Source organism: Pseudomonas sp. GT1P32 (genome assembly GCF_054897805.1).
The window spans coordinates 1,601,817-1,617,744 of record NZ_CM142704.1 but is presented as its reverse complement, the minus strand read 5'-3'; the positions used below and the strand labels follow the sequence as shown (position 1 = coordinate 1,617,744).

Below are 15,928 nucleotides of genomic sequence, written 5' to 3'. Positions count from 1 at the left end.
ATTAGAGAGACAACATGCGTGCATCCTTGAAACGTTCGTTGGTCGGCGCCGCTTTGACGCTGGCCGTTTTCAGCAGTGCAGTGCCGGTGGTCCAGGCCTCGGCGGACCAGCAATTCTTCCCGTTGGCTACCTATCGCGTCGGCGCCTACGCGTCCAGCGGCGTGCAGGTGTGGGCCGGCATGCTCGATTACCTGAACTACATCAACGATGTGGAAGGCGGAATCAACGGCGTCAAACTGGTGTGGCAGGAATGCGAAACCGAGTGGACGGCGGAGAAGGGCATCGAGTGCTATGAGCGCTTCAAGAAAGGCCTGGATGGCGCGCCGGTGGCGATCTATTCTCCCAACGGCGCACCGGCGGCCTATGCGTTGAGCGAGCGCGCGGAAGTCGACAAGATCCCGCTGATTACCCTCGGCTACGGGCGCACCGAAGCCACCGACGGCACGGTGTTCCCGTACAACTTCCCGGTGATGCTGACCTTCTACAGCGAGGCATCGAGCCTGATCAATTACATCGCTCAGCGCGAGGGCGGTTTCGACAAACTCAAGGGCAAGAAGATTGCCACGGTCTATCACGACTCGGCGTATGGCCGGGAAACCCTCGGCCCGCTGAAACTGTTGGCGGAGAAATACGGCTTCGAGAACATCCAGATTCCGGTGGCCGATCCGGGTAACGAGCAATCGGCGCAATGGCGACAGATTCGCCAGGTCAACCCGGACTGGGTGTTCCTGCGCACCTGGGGCGTGTCGACGCCGGTCGCCGTGAAAACCGCCGCGCGTTTCGGCTTCCCGGTGGACCACATCGTCGGCGACATCTGGGCCAGTTCCAGCGAAGACGTCTTGCCCGCAGGCGCTGCCGCCAAGGGTTATCTGGCGCTGACGCCATACCCCGCAGGCGCTGATTTCGAGATCCACAAACGCCTCAAGCAATTCATCCTCGACAAGGGCAAAAGCGACCTCAAGGACCTGAAGAATTTCGGCAGCGTCTACTACAACTCCGGGCTGGTGAATGCCGCAGTGATGGTGGAAGCAATCCGCACGGCCCAAGGCAAATTCGGCAAGCGTCCGTTGAACGGCGAAGAAGGTCGCTGGGGTCTGGAACACCTGAACATCGATGATGCGCGGCTCAAGGACATGGGCTATTTCGGCTTGATGCAAAACCTCAAATTGTCCTGCAAGGACCACGAAGGTGGCGGTTCGGCGCGGGTTCAGCAGTGGGACGGCGCGAACTGGACGCTGATCAGCGACTGGATCGCCGCCGACCGCGCCTTGTTGCGGCCCTTGATCGATGAAAAATCCGCTGCGTTCGCCAAGGAAAAAGGCCTGACGCCACGCACCTGCACCGGGGATGAATAAACCATGAGCCAAGCCGCCAGCGACATTGCCGCCAATGACCTGTTGCGAGTCAACGACATCGAGGTGATCTACGACGGGGCGATCCTGGCCGTGGCCGGGGTTTCGCTGACGGTGCCCAAGGGCGGCATCGTCGCGTTGCTGGGTGCCAACGGCGCCGGTAAAAGCACCACGCTGAAGGCGATTTCCGGGCTGGTGCGGGCCGAGCGGGCGGAGGTCAGTCGCGGCACGATCGAGTTTCTCGGTCGCGATACGGCGGGTGTCGATCCCAGTCTGCGGGTGCGCCAAGGGATGGTGCACGTGCTGGAGGGTCGCCACGTGTTCCCGCAGTTGACGGTCGAAGACAACCTGCGCAGTGGCGGCTTCGTGCGCGGCTTGAACCGCCAGGAGCTGGCCCGGGACCTGGAGCGGATTTACGCCTGGTTCCCGCGCCTGAAAACCAAGCGCAAGACCCAGGCCGGGCTGACGTCCGGTGGCGAGCAGCAGATGGTCGCCATCGGCCGGGCATTGATGACACGTCCTACTTTGGTACTGCTTGATGAACCTTCCATGGGTTTGGCGCCTATTATCGTCCAGGAGATTTTCGAGATCGTCGCCCAGCTCAATCGCGACGAGCAGGTGAGCTTTCTGATTGCCGAGCAAAACATTAATGTGGCGCTCAAGTACGCTTCACAGGCCTATGTCCTCGACACCGGCCGGGTGGTGTTGTCGGGCAGCAGCGAGGCGCTGTTGGCGCGGGGCGATCTGCATGACTTTTATCTAGGTAAACACTGAGCAGTGAGAACGCCATGACTGAAACCCTACGCGGACAGGCGACCGACGCCATCCGCCACGCGGACATCCTGATCGTCGGCGGTGGCCTTAGCTGCGCGATGCTGGCGGCGCAGTTGTTGCGCCTGCCCGGTAAACGCTCGTTGCTGGTGATCGAACCCCGAGCGGAACTTGGAAGGGGCGAGGCCTACAGCGCGGTTGAGTTGGGCCATACGCTCAACGGCAACGCGGCGCGCATGAGCGTCGACCCGGACAACGCCGACGACCTGACGCAATGGCTGACCGGGTACATCGCCGGCGGTGGCTGGCCGGAGTCCGATGAGCAGCATGTGCCGGTCAGCGAACTGTTTCCGCCCCGGGGGATTTTCGGGTTGTACGTGCAGCAACGGTTGGCCGAAGCGCAAGCGCTGGGCGCGTTGAATGGCTCGACGGTCGAGCATGTGCGGGCCGAGGTGGTGGACTTGCAGACGCTGGATGATTCGGTGTGGCTGAGCTTGAGTGACGGCCAGCGGTTGCAGGGCGCTTATGCGGTGCTGGCCACGGGAATGTTCCCCGCTGCGCGGACGCCGCAGACCGAGTCCAGTGGCTTGAACGCTGCGGCGCTTGATCCTTGGGATGTTGCCGCGATGCGTGAGCTGGATCCGCAATCGACAGTGTTGATCATCGGTTCGGGCCTGACCATGGTCGATGCCGTGGTGTCGCTGGAACAGGCCGGGCATCGCGGGCCGATTGAAGTGTTTTCCCGGCATGGCTTGCTGCCGCACGTGCGTCGACAACCACCGGCGTGGGTGGATTTTCTTGCCGAGGATCACAGCATTCGTACGCCGCGACAGTTGGTGCGAGAACTGCGTCGGCATTGCCGGGATGCCATTGAACAGGGTATCGATTGGCAGGCGCCACTGGATACGGTGCGGGCGCATATCGGTCGGTTGTGGAGTCAGGCGACGGATGGGCAGCGTCGGCAGTTTGTGCGGCATGTGCGGCCGTGGTGGGAAAGTCATCATCACCGGTCGCCGCCGTTGAGTGCGCAGTTGGTTGCTCGCTTGCACGGGGAAGGGCGGTTGCGGATTCAGGCGGCTTCGTTCAAAGGGCTGGAGCCGGCTTCGGGCGGTGTCAGTATCCGTATTCGTCGACGTGGTGAAGCGCAATCGGTTGTCGTCAGTGGCGCGGCGTTGATCAATTCCAGTGGCATCGAGTATGACTGGCGACGGGTGGCGCGACCGTTGCCGCGGCAGCTGTTGGCCCGTGGGTTGGTGCGGCCGGGGCCGTTGGCGTTGGGGATTGCGGCGGCGGTTGATGGCGCGGTGCTGGGTGGTGATGGGCAGGTTGCGAGTCGACTGTTTGCCATGGGGCCGCCGTTGCGGGGGATGTGGTGGGAGAGTACGGCGGTGACTGACGTGGCTAGTCAGGCCAAGGCTTTGGCTTTGCGCTTGGTTGGGGGTTAGGTTGGGGGTATATCCGTTTTTTTTGTGATGGCTGATATTGGTTTCGCCCTTACGGCGAGTCACTTGGAGAAGCGCCAAGTAACCAAGCGCTCTTGCCCCTTTCGTTCGGCCCTTCGCTTAGGCTCAGGGTTCCCTCGCTCCGGTCCTGCTCCGTGGGCCCGCCGCGATCGGCCATCCTTGGCCGTGCGCGGCTAACCCGGCATCCATGCCGGGTTGCCCACTACGCAGAACCTCCACTCAGCCTCTCGAGGGGGCGTGTACCGCAAAAGCCAGATCAAAAGCGGAAGGCGAGCTAACGCTCGGCCTGATGAGTGGTGAAAATCAAAAGCAAACGCGATTCCCTGTAGGAGCCGGCTTGCTGACGATGGCAGTGGGTCAGTCAACCTGTTTATTGACTGGACGGACGCTATCGTCGGAACGCCGCCCGCAGCAAGCCGGCTCCTACAGGGGAATGCGTAAGTGTCCGAAATTAGTGGGCCACCACAAGATCAAATGCCAAAGCCAAAGCCAAAGCCAAAGCCAAAGCCAAAGCCAAAGCCAAAGCCAAAGCCAAAGCCAAAGCGAGGCGGCCAGCCAACCGACCTGTCTCTTTGATCGTACGCATTCCCCTGTAGGAGCCAGCTTGCTGGCGATGGACGCCAACGATAACGCGGGCTGTCTGAATGAACGCGTTGCCCAGACGCTTTTCGCGGGCAAGCCTCGCTCCTACAGGGGGCACGTACGCTTTTGATTTCCACCACTCCTCAGGCCGAGCGTTAGCTCGCCTTCAGCTTTTGATCTGAGCGCCCCCTCGAGAGGCCGAGTGGAGGTTCTGCGCAGTGGGCAACCCGGCATGGATGCCGGGTTAGCCGCCCCCGGCCATGGATGGCCGATGGCGGCGGGCCCACGGAGCAGGACCGGAGCGAGGGCATGCCGAGCCTAGGCGAGGCACCGAACGAAAGGGGCAAAAGCCCTTGGTTACTTGGGGCTCTTCCAAGTGACCCGCTGTAAGAGCGGAACCAATAGCCGCCGTTAAAGAGGAAACGGATATGTACCCAATCAAAAACAAAGAAACCCCGAAAAGACCAAATCCTCTCGGGGTTTCCTATTCACAACCACACAAACCAGCCAATCAATAACGCTGATACTTCGAACCAAACTCAGGACGGTTATCAGCCACATAGAGTTTGCTCGCCTGAGTGTCTTTACGATCAACACCGACCGTATTCACATTCAACGTAGCCGGCTGACTGACCTTCGCCGCCGCCACTACGGGCAACGTAGCATGCGGGGCAGCGATGGCCGATGTAGCACCAAGAACCGAAAGGACGAAACCAAGACCAATAATGCTTTTCATGATGTTGCTCCAGAACCGTGGGAAGAAGATGGGCCCACAGTAGTCCTGGAACATCACGATGAAAAAACACCCTGACGCATAGTCTGTATCGAGAACGTTGATCCACACCGTCAGCGGGGTATGCGGTCCCCCAACCAGCGCTGCTTGAGCTGTTCAAGACGTCCGTCCTGGCGCATCGTGTCCAGCGCCTGTTGCCAGCGCGCAATCTGACGCGGGTCGGTCAACGGCGAAAAAGCGATATACGTGGCTTCCTTCATCAGCGGTATCTGGTAGTGCAACTGCTCGGGTGGCACTCCTTCTTCACGGGCCATGGTGGCGACGGAAAGGGTGTCGGCCACCACGAACTCCGCGCGACCCAGGCGGGCCAGACGCATCATTTGTTCGGGGGTTTCCACGCCGTACAGATTGTTCACATCCTGCTTCTGCAAGTAGCTGTAGACCAGCCATTTTCGCGGAACAACAATGCGGCCCTGATGACCGGCCTCCAGCAGACTGCGCACCGGTTGCCGGGTACTTTCAGTGGAATACAGAGCGGTTTCCACCTCCATCAGCGGACCGACCCACTGATACTGGCCATCACGCTCGGCAGTGCGCATCACGGTGAACACCCCCGTGGCGGGCTCGGTGCTGGCCACGTGCAAGGCGCGCAGCAGCGGGACTTGTTGAAAGTGCACCTTGTCGCCAGCCATGTCGGCCAGTGCCTGCACCACATCCACGCCAAACCCCACCAGCTGTTTACCCTGCTGGAAATGCAGGGGCGGGTGGTTGTCAGTCAGCATGTTCAGGTCTGCCGCGACCGCAGTGAACGTCAAAAGAGACAGCAGGCAAACGGCGATGCGCTTCATGAATCGTCCTTGATCAAATGTGACACAAAGCTTAGTACGAGCGTGCAGTCACTGTCCCGCGCAATTGAGCGGGCTTTTGCGTCAGACCTGAGGATTTATGGGTATCACTCACCCCTGTGTGAGCGAAACCGTGATCAATACCGCTGATATTTCGAACCGAACTCTGCACGGTTATCCGCCACGATCACGCCACCGCGTACGGCGTTGTCCGGGCTGATCAGAGCGACACGTTCACGCAGTTCCTGCAGGCGATCGGCACCGCCTTCGGCGACACGTTCGCGCAGCTCTTGCAGGCGATCGGCACCGCCTTCAGCGACACGTTCGCGCAGCTCTTGCAAACGATCGGCGCCACCTTCAGCCACGCGATTCTGTTGCAGGCGATCCGAGCCACCTTCCACCAGCAGCTGCTGGATCTGGCCGTGGGACAGCGTGCTCACGGTGCTGGCCGAGGCCAGATTCGACAGGCCGAGACCACCGACCAATGCCAGACCGAGTGCCAGGGAAGAAACTTTCGAGAAGTTGATCATGGTAATTCTCCGTGCGTTTAGTTTGAGTGGGTCGGTAGCTGCTGCTATCCGGTGATCACAGTTAAACGCCCGGGTGTATCGGTGATGTGTGCTCGAACCCGGCGAAATCGCTATCTGCGTATCTGCCGCGGGTTCTTATACAGACGGATACAAAACCCTTCGGATGTGAAGGGCGATCGTGTTCAGTGCCAGACACGCTTCATGATTCTGCGCCGAGCATTTCCACCGGGTAGGAGAATACATAGCCTTCGCTGCGCACGGTCTTGATGTAGGTCGACTCGCGCGAGTCATCCATCAAGCGTTGGCGCAAACGGCTCACCAGCAAATCGATTGAGCGATCGAACAGGTCGGCATCGCGTCCCTGGGTCAGGTTGAGCAACTGGTCGCGGCTGAGTACCCGTTGCGGGTGATCGAGGAATACGCGCAACAAGCGGTACTCGGCACCACTGAGGGCGACCATCGTGTTGTCTTCGTCGAGTAGATGGCGGGCAGTCGTGTCGAGGCGCCAGCGGCCAAAACCCAACAGTCGGCCACTTTCGCTGATCAGCAGGTTGGGCGGCAGCATGCGCGTACGGCGCAATACGGCGTTGATCCGCGCCAGCAACTCGCGGGCGGCGAAGGGTTTGGTCAGGTAGTCGTCGGCGCCCATTTCCAGGCCGAGGATGCGATCGGTTTCGTCGTTGCGGGCGGTGAGCATCAGGATCGGCGTCGCTTTATGTTTACCCGAGCGCAACTCGCGGCACAGCACCAGGCCGTCATCGCCGGGCATCATGATGTCCAGCACGATCAGGTCCACCTGATTGGCTTCCAGAAAACTGCGCATCTGCCGGCCGTCGGCAACCACCGTGGTGCGCAGGCCGTTCTTCTTCAGGTAATTGCCGACCAGCTCGCGAATCTCCCGGTCGTCGTCGACGATCAGGATGTGGTTTACATGTTCCATTGCTCAACCCTCTTGTTATTCGCACGTTGGGCATTCTAGGCAGCCACGGTGCACCTGCCCACAGGCTTTGTATCACAGTGTATCCGCTGCCCTGTTTGACACCTTACGCCTTAATTCCGCGGGTTCTAAGACACATGGCAGATACCTCGGGTCGATTAAATGGGCTCCATCGAGACAACACGATCTGTCTCCCGATCATTACCCATTGCACCCCCTGAGGAATTCATCATGAACTGGAACAAACTGATTGCCGCCAGCTTCTTCGCAGTCTTGAACGTTGCCGCATTTTCGGCCCATGCCGATGCTCAAGCACCGGCTCAGACCACGGCGTACGGCACGCACCTGGATATCAAGAAAGTCGTGTCCATCGTCGACAACGGCGGCGGCACCTGCGGCATTGTCGATGCCCGCCTGACCTATCTCGATTCCAATGGCGCGCAGAAAGTCGCCGGTTACAGCAAATTCGCAGACTGCGCAAATCAGGGCGGCTGATCTTTCCACTACGCTCATCGCTGTCGATGTCGAGCAACGCACCGTCTGCTCAGCGCCCCGCGATGGCTGATTCATGTCGTCCAAACCCCCGATCAATGACTTGCAGGGAGATCACCATGAAGATCAATGTGTTGAGCAGTACCTCCGCCTCGCGTCGTCGCCGTTTCCTTGGCCCCTCGGTCCTCGCGTTCGCGCTGACGCAGCTCGGTGCTCTCGGGGCTGCCAGTGCGCAAGCCGCGACTGCCGAGCCCGTGGCGGCCAGTGCTGCGACCCTCAAGGCGGACACGTTCGGCCCGCTCAAGCATGTCAATGCCGGGTTGCTGAGTGTGGCTTATGCCGAAGTCGGCCCCGCCGATGGGCCGGTGGTGATTCTTCTGCACGGCTGGCCTTACGACATTCACAGCTACAGCGAAGTGGCGCCGTTGTTGGCAGCCAAGGGTTACCGGGTGTTGATCCCGTACGCACGTGGCTACGGTGACACGCATTTCCTGTCCGACAAGACTGTTCGCAACGGCCAGCCTGCGGCGTTGGCCGGTGATGTCATCGACTTCATGGATGCACTGAAGATCAAGAAAGCGGTGCTGGGTGGCTACGACTGGGGTGCGCGCTCGGCGGACATCGTTGCCGCACTTTGGCCGGAGCGGGTCGAGGCGCTGGTCGCCGTCAGCGGCTATCTGATCGGCAATCAGGCCGCAGGCAAGAACCCGTTGCCGCCCAAGGCCGAGTTGCAATGGTGGTACCAGTTCTATTTCGCAACCGAGCGCGGTCAGGCCGGCTACGAAAAGAATCGTCACGACTTCGCCAAGTTGATCTGGGAGCTGGCATCGCCAAAATGGCACTTTGACGACGCAACGTTCGACCGCAGCGCGGCGGCCCTGGACAACCCGGATCACGTCGCTATCACGATTTTCAACTATCGCTGGCGGTTGGGCATGGTGCAGGGCGAACCCCAGTATGAAGCGCTGGAGCAGCAACTGGCCAAGGCCCCGGTGATTACGGTGCCGACCATCACCATGGAAGGCGATGCCAATGGCGCGCCGCATCCGGCCGCCGAGGATTACGCCAAGCGTTTTACCGGCAAATACGAATACCGCCTCATCAGCGGCGGCATCGGCCACAACTTGCCGCAGGAAGATCCGCAAGCCTTTGCCAAGGCTGTGATCGACGCGGATCACCTGTAAAACGGAACCGGCTTGATGCGCTGCGCAAGGCTTTAGGGCCCCATCGCCAGCAAGCCGGCTCCTACAGGAATCGCGGCTGTTTGAAGTTTATGGGTCAACCCCAACTCTGTAGGAGCGAGGCTTGCCCGCGAAGAGGCCCTCGACCATTGCTTTGATGCAAGGCTTCATCGCCAGCAAGCTGGCTCCTACAGGGTTTGGTTACGCAACCACCCGATAACACGGCACATACGCCGCGCCGCCCGGCAGTTTCATCCGGTGCTGGGCCACGAAAGCCTTGAGCAACAGATCCAGCGGCTGCATCACCGCCGCATCGCCACGGATCTGGTACGGCCCGTGTTCTTCGATCAGGCGGATACCCTTGTCCTTGACGTTGCCGGCGACGATGCCGGAGAACGCGCGACGCAAGTTGGCGGCCAGTTCATGGGCCGGCAGGCTGCGGCTCAGTTTCAGGTTGGCCATGTTTTCGTGGGTCGGGTCGAACGGGCGCTGGAAGCCCTCGTCGATCTTCAGCAGCCAGTTGAAATGGAACGCGTCGTTGCGCTCGCGGCGGAACTGTTTCACCGCTTTGAGGCCAGCAGTCATCTGCCGCGCGACTTCAGCCGGGTCGTCGATGATGATCTCGTAATGCTGCTTCGCCGCGTCACCCAGGGTGGCGCCGACGAACGCGTCCAGTTGTTCCAGATACGGCGCCGCGTGTTTCGGCCCGGTGAGAATGACCGGGAAGGGCAGGCCCTTGTTGTCCGGGTGCATCAGGATACCGAGCAGGTACAGGAACTCTTCGGCCGTGCCCGCGCCGCCGGGGAAAATGATGATGCCATGGCCGACACGCACGAACGCTTCCAGGCGTTTTTCGATGTCCGGCAGAATCACCAGCTCATTGACGATCGGGTTCGGCGCTTCGGCGGCGATGATGCCGGGTTCGGTCAAACCGAGGTAACGACCACCGTGAATGCGTTGTTTGGCATGGGCGATGGTCGCGCCTTTCATCGGGCCTTTCATCACGCCGGGGCCGCAACCGGTGCAGATGTCGAGGCTGCGCAGGCCCAGTTCGTGGCCGACTTTCTTGGTGTATTTGTATTCTTCGGTGTTGATCGAGTGGCCACCCCAGCACACTACGATTTTCGGCTCGACGCCGGGGCGCAGGGTGCGGGCGTTGCGCAGCAGGTGGAACACGTAGTCGCTGATGCCCTGGGAATTGCTCAGGTCGATGCGCTGGCTGTCGAGTTCGTTTTCGGTGTAGACGATGTCGCGCAGGGCGCTGAACAGCATTTCCCGAGTGCTGGCGATCATTTCGCCGTCGACGAATGCGTCGGCCGGGGCGTTCAGCAGCTCCAGGCGTACACCACGGTCTTGCTGGTGAATGCGGATTTCGAAGTCCTTGTAGGCTTCGAGAATGGTCTTGGCGTTATCGACATGGGCGCCGGTATTCAGAATGGCCAGGGCGCACTGGCGGAAGAGGGTATAGGTGCTGCCGGATCCGGCTTCGCTCAGTTGCTGTACTTCACGTTGAGAGAGGGTTTCCAGGCTGCCTTTGGGGCTGACCGAAGCGTTGATTACTTGTCGTTGGGACATTCAATGATCCTTAAAACGATGTCACCCGCCGAGGACGCATGACATCCGAATAGTATGTATCCACGAAAGAAGATGGCACGAACTGCGCAGTATCGCCATGTTCCCCTTTGACGATGAAAAGATGAAAAGGAGCCCCAGCATAGCTAAATCCCTCACAGAGGCGATAATGCCTCGCAGTCTTTTTGCTCACGCCGCCTGAGGAACCCCGTCGCGATGTTTGAAATCCAGCCACAGAACCCAGAAATCTATCGTAGCCAGACGCGCCGCAGCACGATCATCATCGCCCTGGTTTTCCTCGCCCTGGCGATGGTTTTGTCCACCGCGGCGGTGGCGATGTTCGGCGAACCGGGGGGCGACAACCTACGCTTCAACGTCGGCGGCGTGTTTGTCGCGGTGCTGTTGATGGCGGTGCTGATGCGCGGCAAATTCTGGACCCAGGAATGGATGGCGCCGGCGGTCTATGGCTGGCGGCTCAAACGCAGCCTGATGAGCATCACCAACGTCATGCACCAGGTGACGGCGGCGGTGGACGCGGGTGATCCGAGCGCCATGAAGCTGCTGCGTTTCTATCACCTGGGGCTGAGCCAGATGCACCAACTGGACGGTAACTCCAGTGATCACGGCCAATTGATACGTGAAATGGAGCTGCACAAGGCACGAATGGAAGCGCTGGGCATCGAGACCGAACAGACGCAATTGAACCCGGCGTGGCTTGAGGCCTTGAAGCAGACGCCACGCTAACCGGTACAGGGTCAATGCACATTGATAATAAAAAGGCGAACGGGATCAGTCGCCATTCATCAGGAGTCAGGGAGCGTCATGGGTAACCCGTCTGTCAAAGACCGAATTGAACAATTGCGCCACAGCGTGCCTTTGGTCACCGAACAGGCCGGTGCCAGGATCAAGGTGCGCTCCGCGGTGGTACTGCTTGTTGCGGTGTGCCTGTCCATGATTGTCATTGTGATCTGGGAAACCTGGAGTTCGCGCCAGTACCATCTGCATGACAAGGAAGTGGCGATGTCCAACCTTGCGCAGACCCTGGCCTCGCAAGCGCAGGCGACGATCAAGCAGGCCGATACGCTGCTGTTTACGCTGGTGGAACGCCTCGAAAGCGACGGCTTCGACCCGGCCGGGCTGCCACATCTGGAGCGCTTGCTCAGCGCCCAGCGCAGTGAGTTGAGTCAGTTGCATGGCCTGTTCGTCTATGACGAAACGGGGCGCTGGATTGCCAATTCCAACGGCGCCGCCCTGACCGATGCCAACAATGCCGACCGTGAATATTTCATCTTCCATCGCGATCATCCTGACCGTGGGCCTCATATCGGCCCGTCGATCAAAAGCCGCTCCAGCGGCGAATGGATCATGACGGTGTCGCGCCGGATCAATCATGCCGATGGGAGTTTTGCCGGTGTGGCGCTGGCGACGGTTTATCTCAATCATTTCCTGTCCCTGTACGACAGCATCGACATGGGCCACAACGGCGTGATCAACCTGATCGCCGACGATGCCACCATCATCGTTCGCCGGCCGTTCAAAGAAGCGGATATTGGCACCAGCCTCGCCAACAGCCCGCTGTTCAAGCAGTTGTTGCCCTCGGGTAGTTCAGGGACGGCAACATTCAAATCCATGGTAGATGGCGTTGTGCGGGTGGTGGGATTTCGCCGGGTCGAGGGGTATCCGCTGGTCATTTTTGCTGCGCTCGACAAGCAGGAAGTCCTGGCCGGCTGGCGTGAGGAGTCTTTGCTCAGTGCTGGCATCGTTACGCTTTTGCTGGGTTTTGTCGGTGTACTGGGTTATCGCCTGATCAATCTGATGAAGCAGCAGAACCGCATTCAGAACCAGCTGCTGGACGCTCAGGACAAACTGCTCGAGGTCAATCGCGGCCTGGAATTGCTGGCCCTGGAAGACGCGTTGACGGGGCTGTCCAACCGGCGTCAGTTCGATCTGTTCATCCACTCGGAAATGGGCCGCGCCCGGCGCAGCCTGAGCGGCCTCGCGCTGCTGATGATCGATGTCGATCACTTCAAACTGTTCAACGACCACTACGGTCATGTGGCCGGCGACGAATGTTTGCGCAACATCAGCGCGATCATCACCGACAACATCAAGCGGCCCGGGGATCTGGCGGCGCGCTACGGCGGTGAAGAGTTTGCGGTGGTGTTGCCCGGGACTGACTATGTGGGGGCGTTTCTGGTGGCGGAAAAAATCCGTCGTGCGGTGTTGCACGCCGGTATTCGCCACAGTGAAGGCGCGGAAGGCATGGTGACGGTCAGTATCGGTGTCGCCGCTTACGATCCGGCATCACAGGCCCAGCCGAACGACCTGGTGGGCGCTGCGGACAAGGCGCTTTACGTGGCCAAGGCCAGCGGCAGGAACATGAGCGTCATCGCCAACTGAACTCAAACAAACCCACCGCTGCCCTGAACCAGTTGGGTCGCCAGGTACGATTGCTTGAGTTTTTCCAGCCACCAACCCAGGGCGCGACCGTCATGGTCGCCACGCCAGCCGGCATACAGGATGTTCGGCTCGCGTGGATCGGCCATCTGCTTTTCGACCAGCGTGCCGTTTTTCAGTAACGAGCCGACCCGATGTTTGGGCAGCCACCCCACGCCCAGACCGTCGCACTGAGCGAGGATTTTGGCGCGCATGGTCGGCACGGCGAGCACGGGTTGTCCGCCGGAGACGCCATAAGTGCTGCCTTCGGTGACTTTGGATGAGTCGGCCACGACAATCGCCCGGTGTTGCGTCACCGTTGCCCGTGAGATCGGTTCCTTGGCCTTGGCCAGCGGGTGCTTCGGTGAGACTGCAAACACCCATTCCATTTCCCCCAACTGCATCCAGCGCAAGGACGGGATGGCCGGCGGTTCGTTGGTGGCGCCGATGATCAGGTCCGCCCGGCCTTCGCGCAGGGCTTCCCAAACACCTTTGAGCACTTCCTGGGTGATGCGCAGCGGTACGCCGGATTCCAGCGCGTCGAACTCGTGAATCACCGGGATCAGGGTTTCGAACTCCAGCAGTTCGTCGGTGACGATCCACAGACGACTCTCCCAGCCATTGGCCACTTGCTGCACCCGTTGGGTCAGGCGCGAGACGTCCAGCATCAGCCGCGCCGCCTCGTTCACCAGCAACTCCCCGGCCGGGGTGAGCTGCAAGCGGTAACGGCGGCGATCGAAGAGCAAGGCGTCGAAACGCTCTTCCAGTTGCCGCGCCGCATACGACACGGTCGATGGCGCCTTGCCCAGGTGCACCGCCGCGCGCGACAGGCTGCCGGTTTCCCGAATGGCCTCCAGCAACGCCAGGTCCTCAATCGACAACATGTTCTGAATCCTCGAACGAACGGCCTGGAAATGAATGTCTGGCGCAACGAGAACAAAATCGCGGCCACCTGAAATGTATAGGCCAACCCAGCCCCTGTAGGAGCGAGGCTTGCCCGCGAAGAGGCCCTCGAACACCGCGTTGAATTTGAGGCCGCCATCGCCAGCAAGCCGGCTCCTACAAAATCGCGGGCTGTTTGAAATTTATCGGCAACCCCAACCCCTGTAGGAGCGAGGCTTGCCCGCGAAGAGGCCCTCGAACACTGCGTTGAATGTGAGGCCGCCATCGCCAGCAAGCCGGCTCCTACAAAATCGCGGGCTGTTTGAAATTTATCGGCAACCCCAACCCCTGTAGGAGCGAGGCTTGCCCGCGAAGAGGCCCTCGAACGCTGCGTTATATTTGAGGCCGCCATCGCCAGCAAGCCGGCTCCTACAAAATCGCGGCTGCCTGAAATCTATGGGCCAACCCCAACCCCTGTAGGAGCTGGCTTGCCAGCGATGAGGCCCTCGAACGCTGCGTTGAATTTGAGGCCGCCATCGCCGGCAAGCCGGCTCCTACAAAATCGCGGGTTGTTTGACATTTATCGGCCAGCCCAAACCCCTGTAGGAGCCGGCAAGCCGGCTCCTACAAGGATCGTGTGGTATTTGAAAGGGTGGACGTTCGGCGTGACTTGCGTTGCCTGAACACTCGAACGTAGACCAACACGTTGATCACCAGCACCACGCCGCCGAGTCCCAGCTGAATACTCGGGGTCAACCCGGCGGGATAAATCACCGGCCACACATAATGTTCGATGAAACCACCGCCATAGCCGGTTTGCCCGGCCGCGTTGCGCATGAGGTTTTCCCACTGTGTCAGCGGGCAGGTCAGGTGGAACACCTCGACCGCAACCCCCCACGTTGCGGCCGGCAGGTGCCACCAGGCCAAGTGGCGCCATTTCAGCACCAGCAACCCGCCAAACAGCACGAACAGAATGAACAACAGATGAAACAGCACCAGCCCATCGGCGGCGATCCGGTAAAGCATGTCGACTCCCTGACGCGTGATGCGAATCACTCCATGGTACTCGGACGGGGCGTCGGCGCTCTATCGATTGTTGCTGCCCAGCCCGGCGAGCACGGCCTTCAGACGCAGCACCATGGCCTCACTGCTGCGTTGCATCGGCGCGCGCAGTTCGTCGTCGATCAAGCCTTCAAGGGCCAGTGCGGTTTTCACCGGGGCAGGATTGGGTTCAATGAACAGGCTTTGAATCAGCGGCAGCAACTGGAAAAACGTCGCCCGTCCTTCCGCCAACCGCTGGTCGCGGATCTGTTGATACAGCGTCACGAACAACTCCGGATGCACATGCGCCGAGGCGGCAATCGCCCCTTTGGCGCCGAGGCACAGGGCGCTGAAGATCTGGTTGTCTTCGCCGCACAACACGTCGACCTTGCCGCTGGTCAGCAGCGCCAGGGTGTTGGCCTGATTGCCGCCGCAATCCTTGATCGCGACGATTCGCTCGTGGGCGACAATGTTGAGCAATGTTGCCTGTTCGAAGGCGATGCCGGTGCGATACGGGATGTCGTACAGAATGATCGGCACAGTGGACGCATCGGCAATCGTTTTGAAAAACGCTTCAAGGCCCGCCTGGGACGGGCGAATGTAGTACGGCGGCGGCACCAGCAACCCGGCCAGTGGCCGCTTGAGGATTTCGCTCTGCAATTGCAGCAGTTCGGTCAGGTTGTTGCCGGCCAGCCCCATGACCACCTGATCCGCAGGCACTAACTCAAGCACGGCATCCAGCACCGCCAGTTGTTCATGTTTGCTCAGCGCCGCCGCTTCAGCGGTAGTGCCGCAGACCACCAGGCCATCGACGCCTTTGTCCAGCAAATGGCTGACGAGCCGGCGCAACCCGACGAAATCGATCGCACCGTGTTGAAACGGCGTAACGAGCGGGACCCAGATACCTTGAAACGATGACATGCACTTACTCCTGAAAGTTGACCGATTTCGTCACCGTCAGAAGCGTAGAAGGAAGTAAGCAGGGGGAGGGTGCCCGTCGCGCTCAATGTCCTGTCAGCTCATCTGACGGGACAGCGCGCCCCGGTCACATGAGCGACTGTTTCTTCGATTTGAGGGCGTGCGCAACGCAACCTTGCGCCTTGGCAATCAA

The 15,928-nt window shown here is 60.3% G+C and carries 16 protein-coding genes; 7 read left to right on the top strand and 9 right to left on the bottom strand.

Annotated elements, in window-relative coordinates; genetic code table 11:
• Positions 1-14 precede the first annotated feature (14 nt).
• The 3 genes from ACYZUC_RS07275 to ACYZUC_RS07265 are packed head-to-tail and all read left to right on the top strand — an operon-like array spanning position 15 to position 3,568.
• On the top strand, positions 15-1,355 hold the full coding sequence (locus tag ACYZUC_RS07275) for an ABC transporter substrate-binding protein (protein WP_192496355.1): 1,341 nt from the start codon (positions 15-17) through the stop codon (positions 1,353-1,355).
• 3 nt (positions 1,356-1,358) lie between these two features.
• Positions 1,359-2,126, top strand: a complete 768-nt coding sequence (locus ACYZUC_RS07270) for an ABC transporter ATP-binding protein (protein ID WP_461994672.1) — start codon at positions 1,359-1,361, stop codon at positions 2,124-2,126.
• Positions 2,127-2,140: 14 nt separating this feature from the next.
• Positions 2,141-3,568: an FAD/NAD(P)-binding protein gene (locus ACYZUC_RS07265; protein WP_461994670.1), complete on the top strand. Its 1,428-nt coding sequence runs from the start codon at positions 2,141-2,143 to the stop codon at positions 3,566-3,568.
• Between the two features lie 469 nt (positions 3,569-4,037).
• Here ACYZUC_RS07265 and ACYZUC_RS07260 read toward each other — a convergent pair whose 3' ends face one another.
• The 5 genes from ACYZUC_RS07260 to ACYZUC_RS07240 form a co-directional block, all read right to left on the bottom strand.
• The gene (locus ACYZUC_RS07260) at positions 4,038-4,172 is read right to left on the bottom strand and encodes a hypothetical protein (RefSeq protein WP_461994668.1); all 135 of its coding nucleotides are present in this window, start codon (positions 4,170-4,172) and stop codon (positions 4,038-4,040) included.
• A gap of 507 nt (positions 4,173-4,679) precedes the next feature.
• Entirely contained in the window at positions 4,680-4,904 is a 225-nt protein-coding gene (locus ACYZUC_RS07255) for a hypothetical protein (protein ID WP_461994666.1), read from the bottom strand.
• 110 nt (positions 4,905-5,014) lie between these two features.
• A complete protein-coding gene (locus tag ACYZUC_RS07250) occupies positions 5,015-5,749 on the bottom strand; it encodes a substrate-binding periplasmic protein (protein ID WP_461994665.1) in 735 nt (244 codons plus the stop codon).
• Positions 5,750-5,883: 134 nt separating this feature from the next.
• A complete protein-coding gene (locus ACYZUC_RS07245; protein WP_461994663.1) occupies positions 5,884-6,276 on the bottom strand; it encodes a hypothetical protein in 393 nt (130 codons plus the stop codon).
• Positions 6,277-6,475: 199 nt separating this feature from the next.
• Positions 6,476-7,216, bottom strand: a complete 741-nt coding sequence (locus ACYZUC_RS07240) for a response regulator (protein WP_461994661.1) — start codon at positions 7,214-7,216, stop codon at positions 6,476-6,478.
• A gap of 228 nt (positions 7,217-7,444) precedes the next feature.
• On the opposite strand from ACYZUC_RS07240, the gene ACYZUC_RS07235 reads away from it, so the two are divergent.
• Together ACYZUC_RS07235 and ACYZUC_RS07230 are read left to right on the top strand one after the other, a co-directional pair.
• Positions 7,445-7,708 carry a DUF2790 domain-containing protein gene (locus ACYZUC_RS07235; RefSeq protein WP_461994660.1) on the top strand — a complete coding sequence of 88 codons (264 nt, stop codon included), beginning with the start codon at positions 7,445-7,447 and terminating at the stop codon, positions 7,706-7,708.
• Between the two features lie 116 nt (positions 7,709-7,824).
• Positions 7,825-8,889: an alpha/beta fold hydrolase gene (locus ACYZUC_RS07230; RefSeq protein ID WP_461994658.1), complete on the top strand. Its 1,065-nt coding sequence runs from the start codon at positions 7,825-7,827 to the stop codon at positions 8,887-8,889.
• A 198-nt stretch (positions 8,890-9,087) separates the two neighbouring features.
• Here ACYZUC_RS07230 and ppnN read toward each other — a convergent pair whose 3' ends face one another.
• Positions 9,088-10,461, bottom strand: coding sequence for a nucleotide 5'-monophosphate nucleosidase PpnN (gene ppnN / locus ACYZUC_RS07225; RefSeq protein WP_461994656.1), 1,374 nt, complete (start codon positions 10,459-10,461; stop codon positions 9,088-9,090).
• 213 nt (positions 10,462-10,674) lie between these two features.
• Here ppnN and ACYZUC_RS07220 point away from each other — a divergent pair, with 213 nt between their 5' ends.
• Both ACYZUC_RS07220 and ACYZUC_RS07215 read left to right on the top strand, forming a co-directional pair.
• Positions 10,675-11,202 (top strand): DUF3087 domain-containing protein, encoded by a 528-nt coding sequence (locus ACYZUC_RS07220; protein WP_461994654.1) that lies wholly within the window; start codon positions 10,675-10,677, stop codon positions 11,200-11,202.
• A 78-nt stretch (positions 11,203-11,280) separates the two neighbouring features.
• Positions 11,281-12,858 carry a sensor domain-containing diguanylate cyclase gene (locus tag ACYZUC_RS07215; protein WP_461994652.1) on the top strand — a complete coding sequence of 526 codons (1,578 nt, stop codon included), beginning with the start codon at positions 11,281-11,283 and terminating at the stop codon, positions 12,856-12,858.
• A gap of 2 nt (positions 12,859-12,860) precedes the next feature.
• Here the strand turns inward: ACYZUC_RS07215 and ACYZUC_RS07210 are convergent, their stop codons facing one another.
• The 3 genes from ACYZUC_RS07210 to dapA all read right to left on the bottom strand — a co-directional run bounded on the left by ACYZUC_RS07210 (position 12,861) and on the right by dapA (position 15,738).
• A complete protein-coding gene (locus tag ACYZUC_RS07210; RefSeq protein ID WP_461994651.1) occupies positions 12,861-13,778 on the bottom strand; it encodes a LysR family transcriptional regulator in 918 nt (305 codons plus the stop codon).
• 622 nt (positions 13,779-14,400) lie between these two features.
• Positions 14,401-14,802: a DUF2784 domain-containing protein gene (locus ACYZUC_RS07205; RefSeq protein ID WP_461994649.1), complete on the bottom strand. Its 402-nt coding sequence runs from the start codon at positions 14,800-14,802 to the stop codon at positions 14,401-14,403.
• Between the two features lie 60 nt (positions 14,803-14,862).
• Positions 14,863-15,738 carry a 4-hydroxy-tetrahydrodipicolinate synthase gene (dapA, locus tag ACYZUC_RS07200; protein ID WP_461994647.1) on the bottom strand — a complete coding sequence of 292 codons (876 nt, stop codon included), beginning with the start codon at positions 15,736-15,738 and terminating at the stop codon, positions 14,863-14,865.
• Positions 15,739-15,928: the final 190 nt, after the last annotated feature.

Coding starts and splice junctions, on each gene's coding strand:
- ACYZUC_RS07275 (WP_192496355.1), top strand. CDS start 15: ATGCGTGCATCCTTGAAACGTTCGTTGGTCGGCGCCGCTTTGACGCTG.
- ACYZUC_RS07270 (WP_461994672.1), top strand. CDS start 1,359: ATGAGCCAAGCCGCCAGCGACATTGCCGCCAATGACCTGTTGCGAGTC.
- ACYZUC_RS07265 (WP_461994670.1), top strand. CDS start 2,141: ATGACTGAAACCCTACGCGGACAGGCGACCGACGCCATCCGCCACGCG.
- ACYZUC_RS07260 (WP_461994668.1), bottom strand. CDS start 4,172: ATGCGTACGATCAAAGAGACAGGTCGGTTGGCTGGCCGCCTCGCTTTG.
- ACYZUC_RS07255 (WP_461994666.1), bottom strand. CDS start 4,904: ATGAAAAGCATTATTGGTCTTGGTTTCGTCCTTTCGGTTCTTGGTGCT.
- ACYZUC_RS07250 (WP_461994665.1), bottom strand. CDS start 5,749: ATGAAGCGCATCGCCGTTTGCCTGCTGTCTCTTTTGACGTTCACTGCG.
- ACYZUC_RS07245 (WP_461994663.1), bottom strand. CDS start 6,276: ATGATCAACTTCTCGAAAGTTTCTTCCCTGGCACTCGGTCTGGCATTG.
- ACYZUC_RS07240 (WP_461994661.1), bottom strand. CDS start 7,216: ATGGAACATGTAAACCACATCCTGATCGTCGACGACGACCGGGAGATT.
- ACYZUC_RS07235 (WP_461994660.1), top strand. CDS start 7,445: ATGAACTGGAACAAACTGATTGCCGCCAGCTTCTTCGCAGTCTTGAAC.
- ACYZUC_RS07230 (WP_461994658.1), top strand. CDS start 7,825: ATGAAGATCAATGTGTTGAGCAGTACCTCCGCCTCGCGTCGTCGCCGT.
- ppnN (WP_461994656.1), bottom strand. CDS start 10,461: ATGTCCCAACGACAAGTAATCAACGCTTCGGTCAGCCCCAAAGGCAGC.
- ACYZUC_RS07220 (WP_461994654.1), top strand. CDS start 10,675: ATGTTTGAAATCCAGCCACAGAACCCAGAAATCTATCGTAGCCAGACG.
- ACYZUC_RS07215 (WP_461994652.1), top strand. CDS start 11,281: ATGGGTAACCCGTCTGTCAAAGACCGAATTGAACAATTGCGCCACAGC.
- ACYZUC_RS07210 (WP_461994651.1), bottom strand. CDS start 13,778: ATGTTGTCGATTGAGGACCTGGCGTTGCTGGAGGCCATTCGGGAAACC.
- ACYZUC_RS07205 (WP_461994649.1), bottom strand. CDS start 14,802: ATGCTTTACCGGATCGCCGCCGATGGGCTGGTGCTGTTTCATCTGTTG.
- dapA (WP_461994647.1), bottom strand. CDS start 15,738: ATGTCATCGTTTCAAGGTATCTGGGTCCCGCTCGTTACGCCGTTTCAA.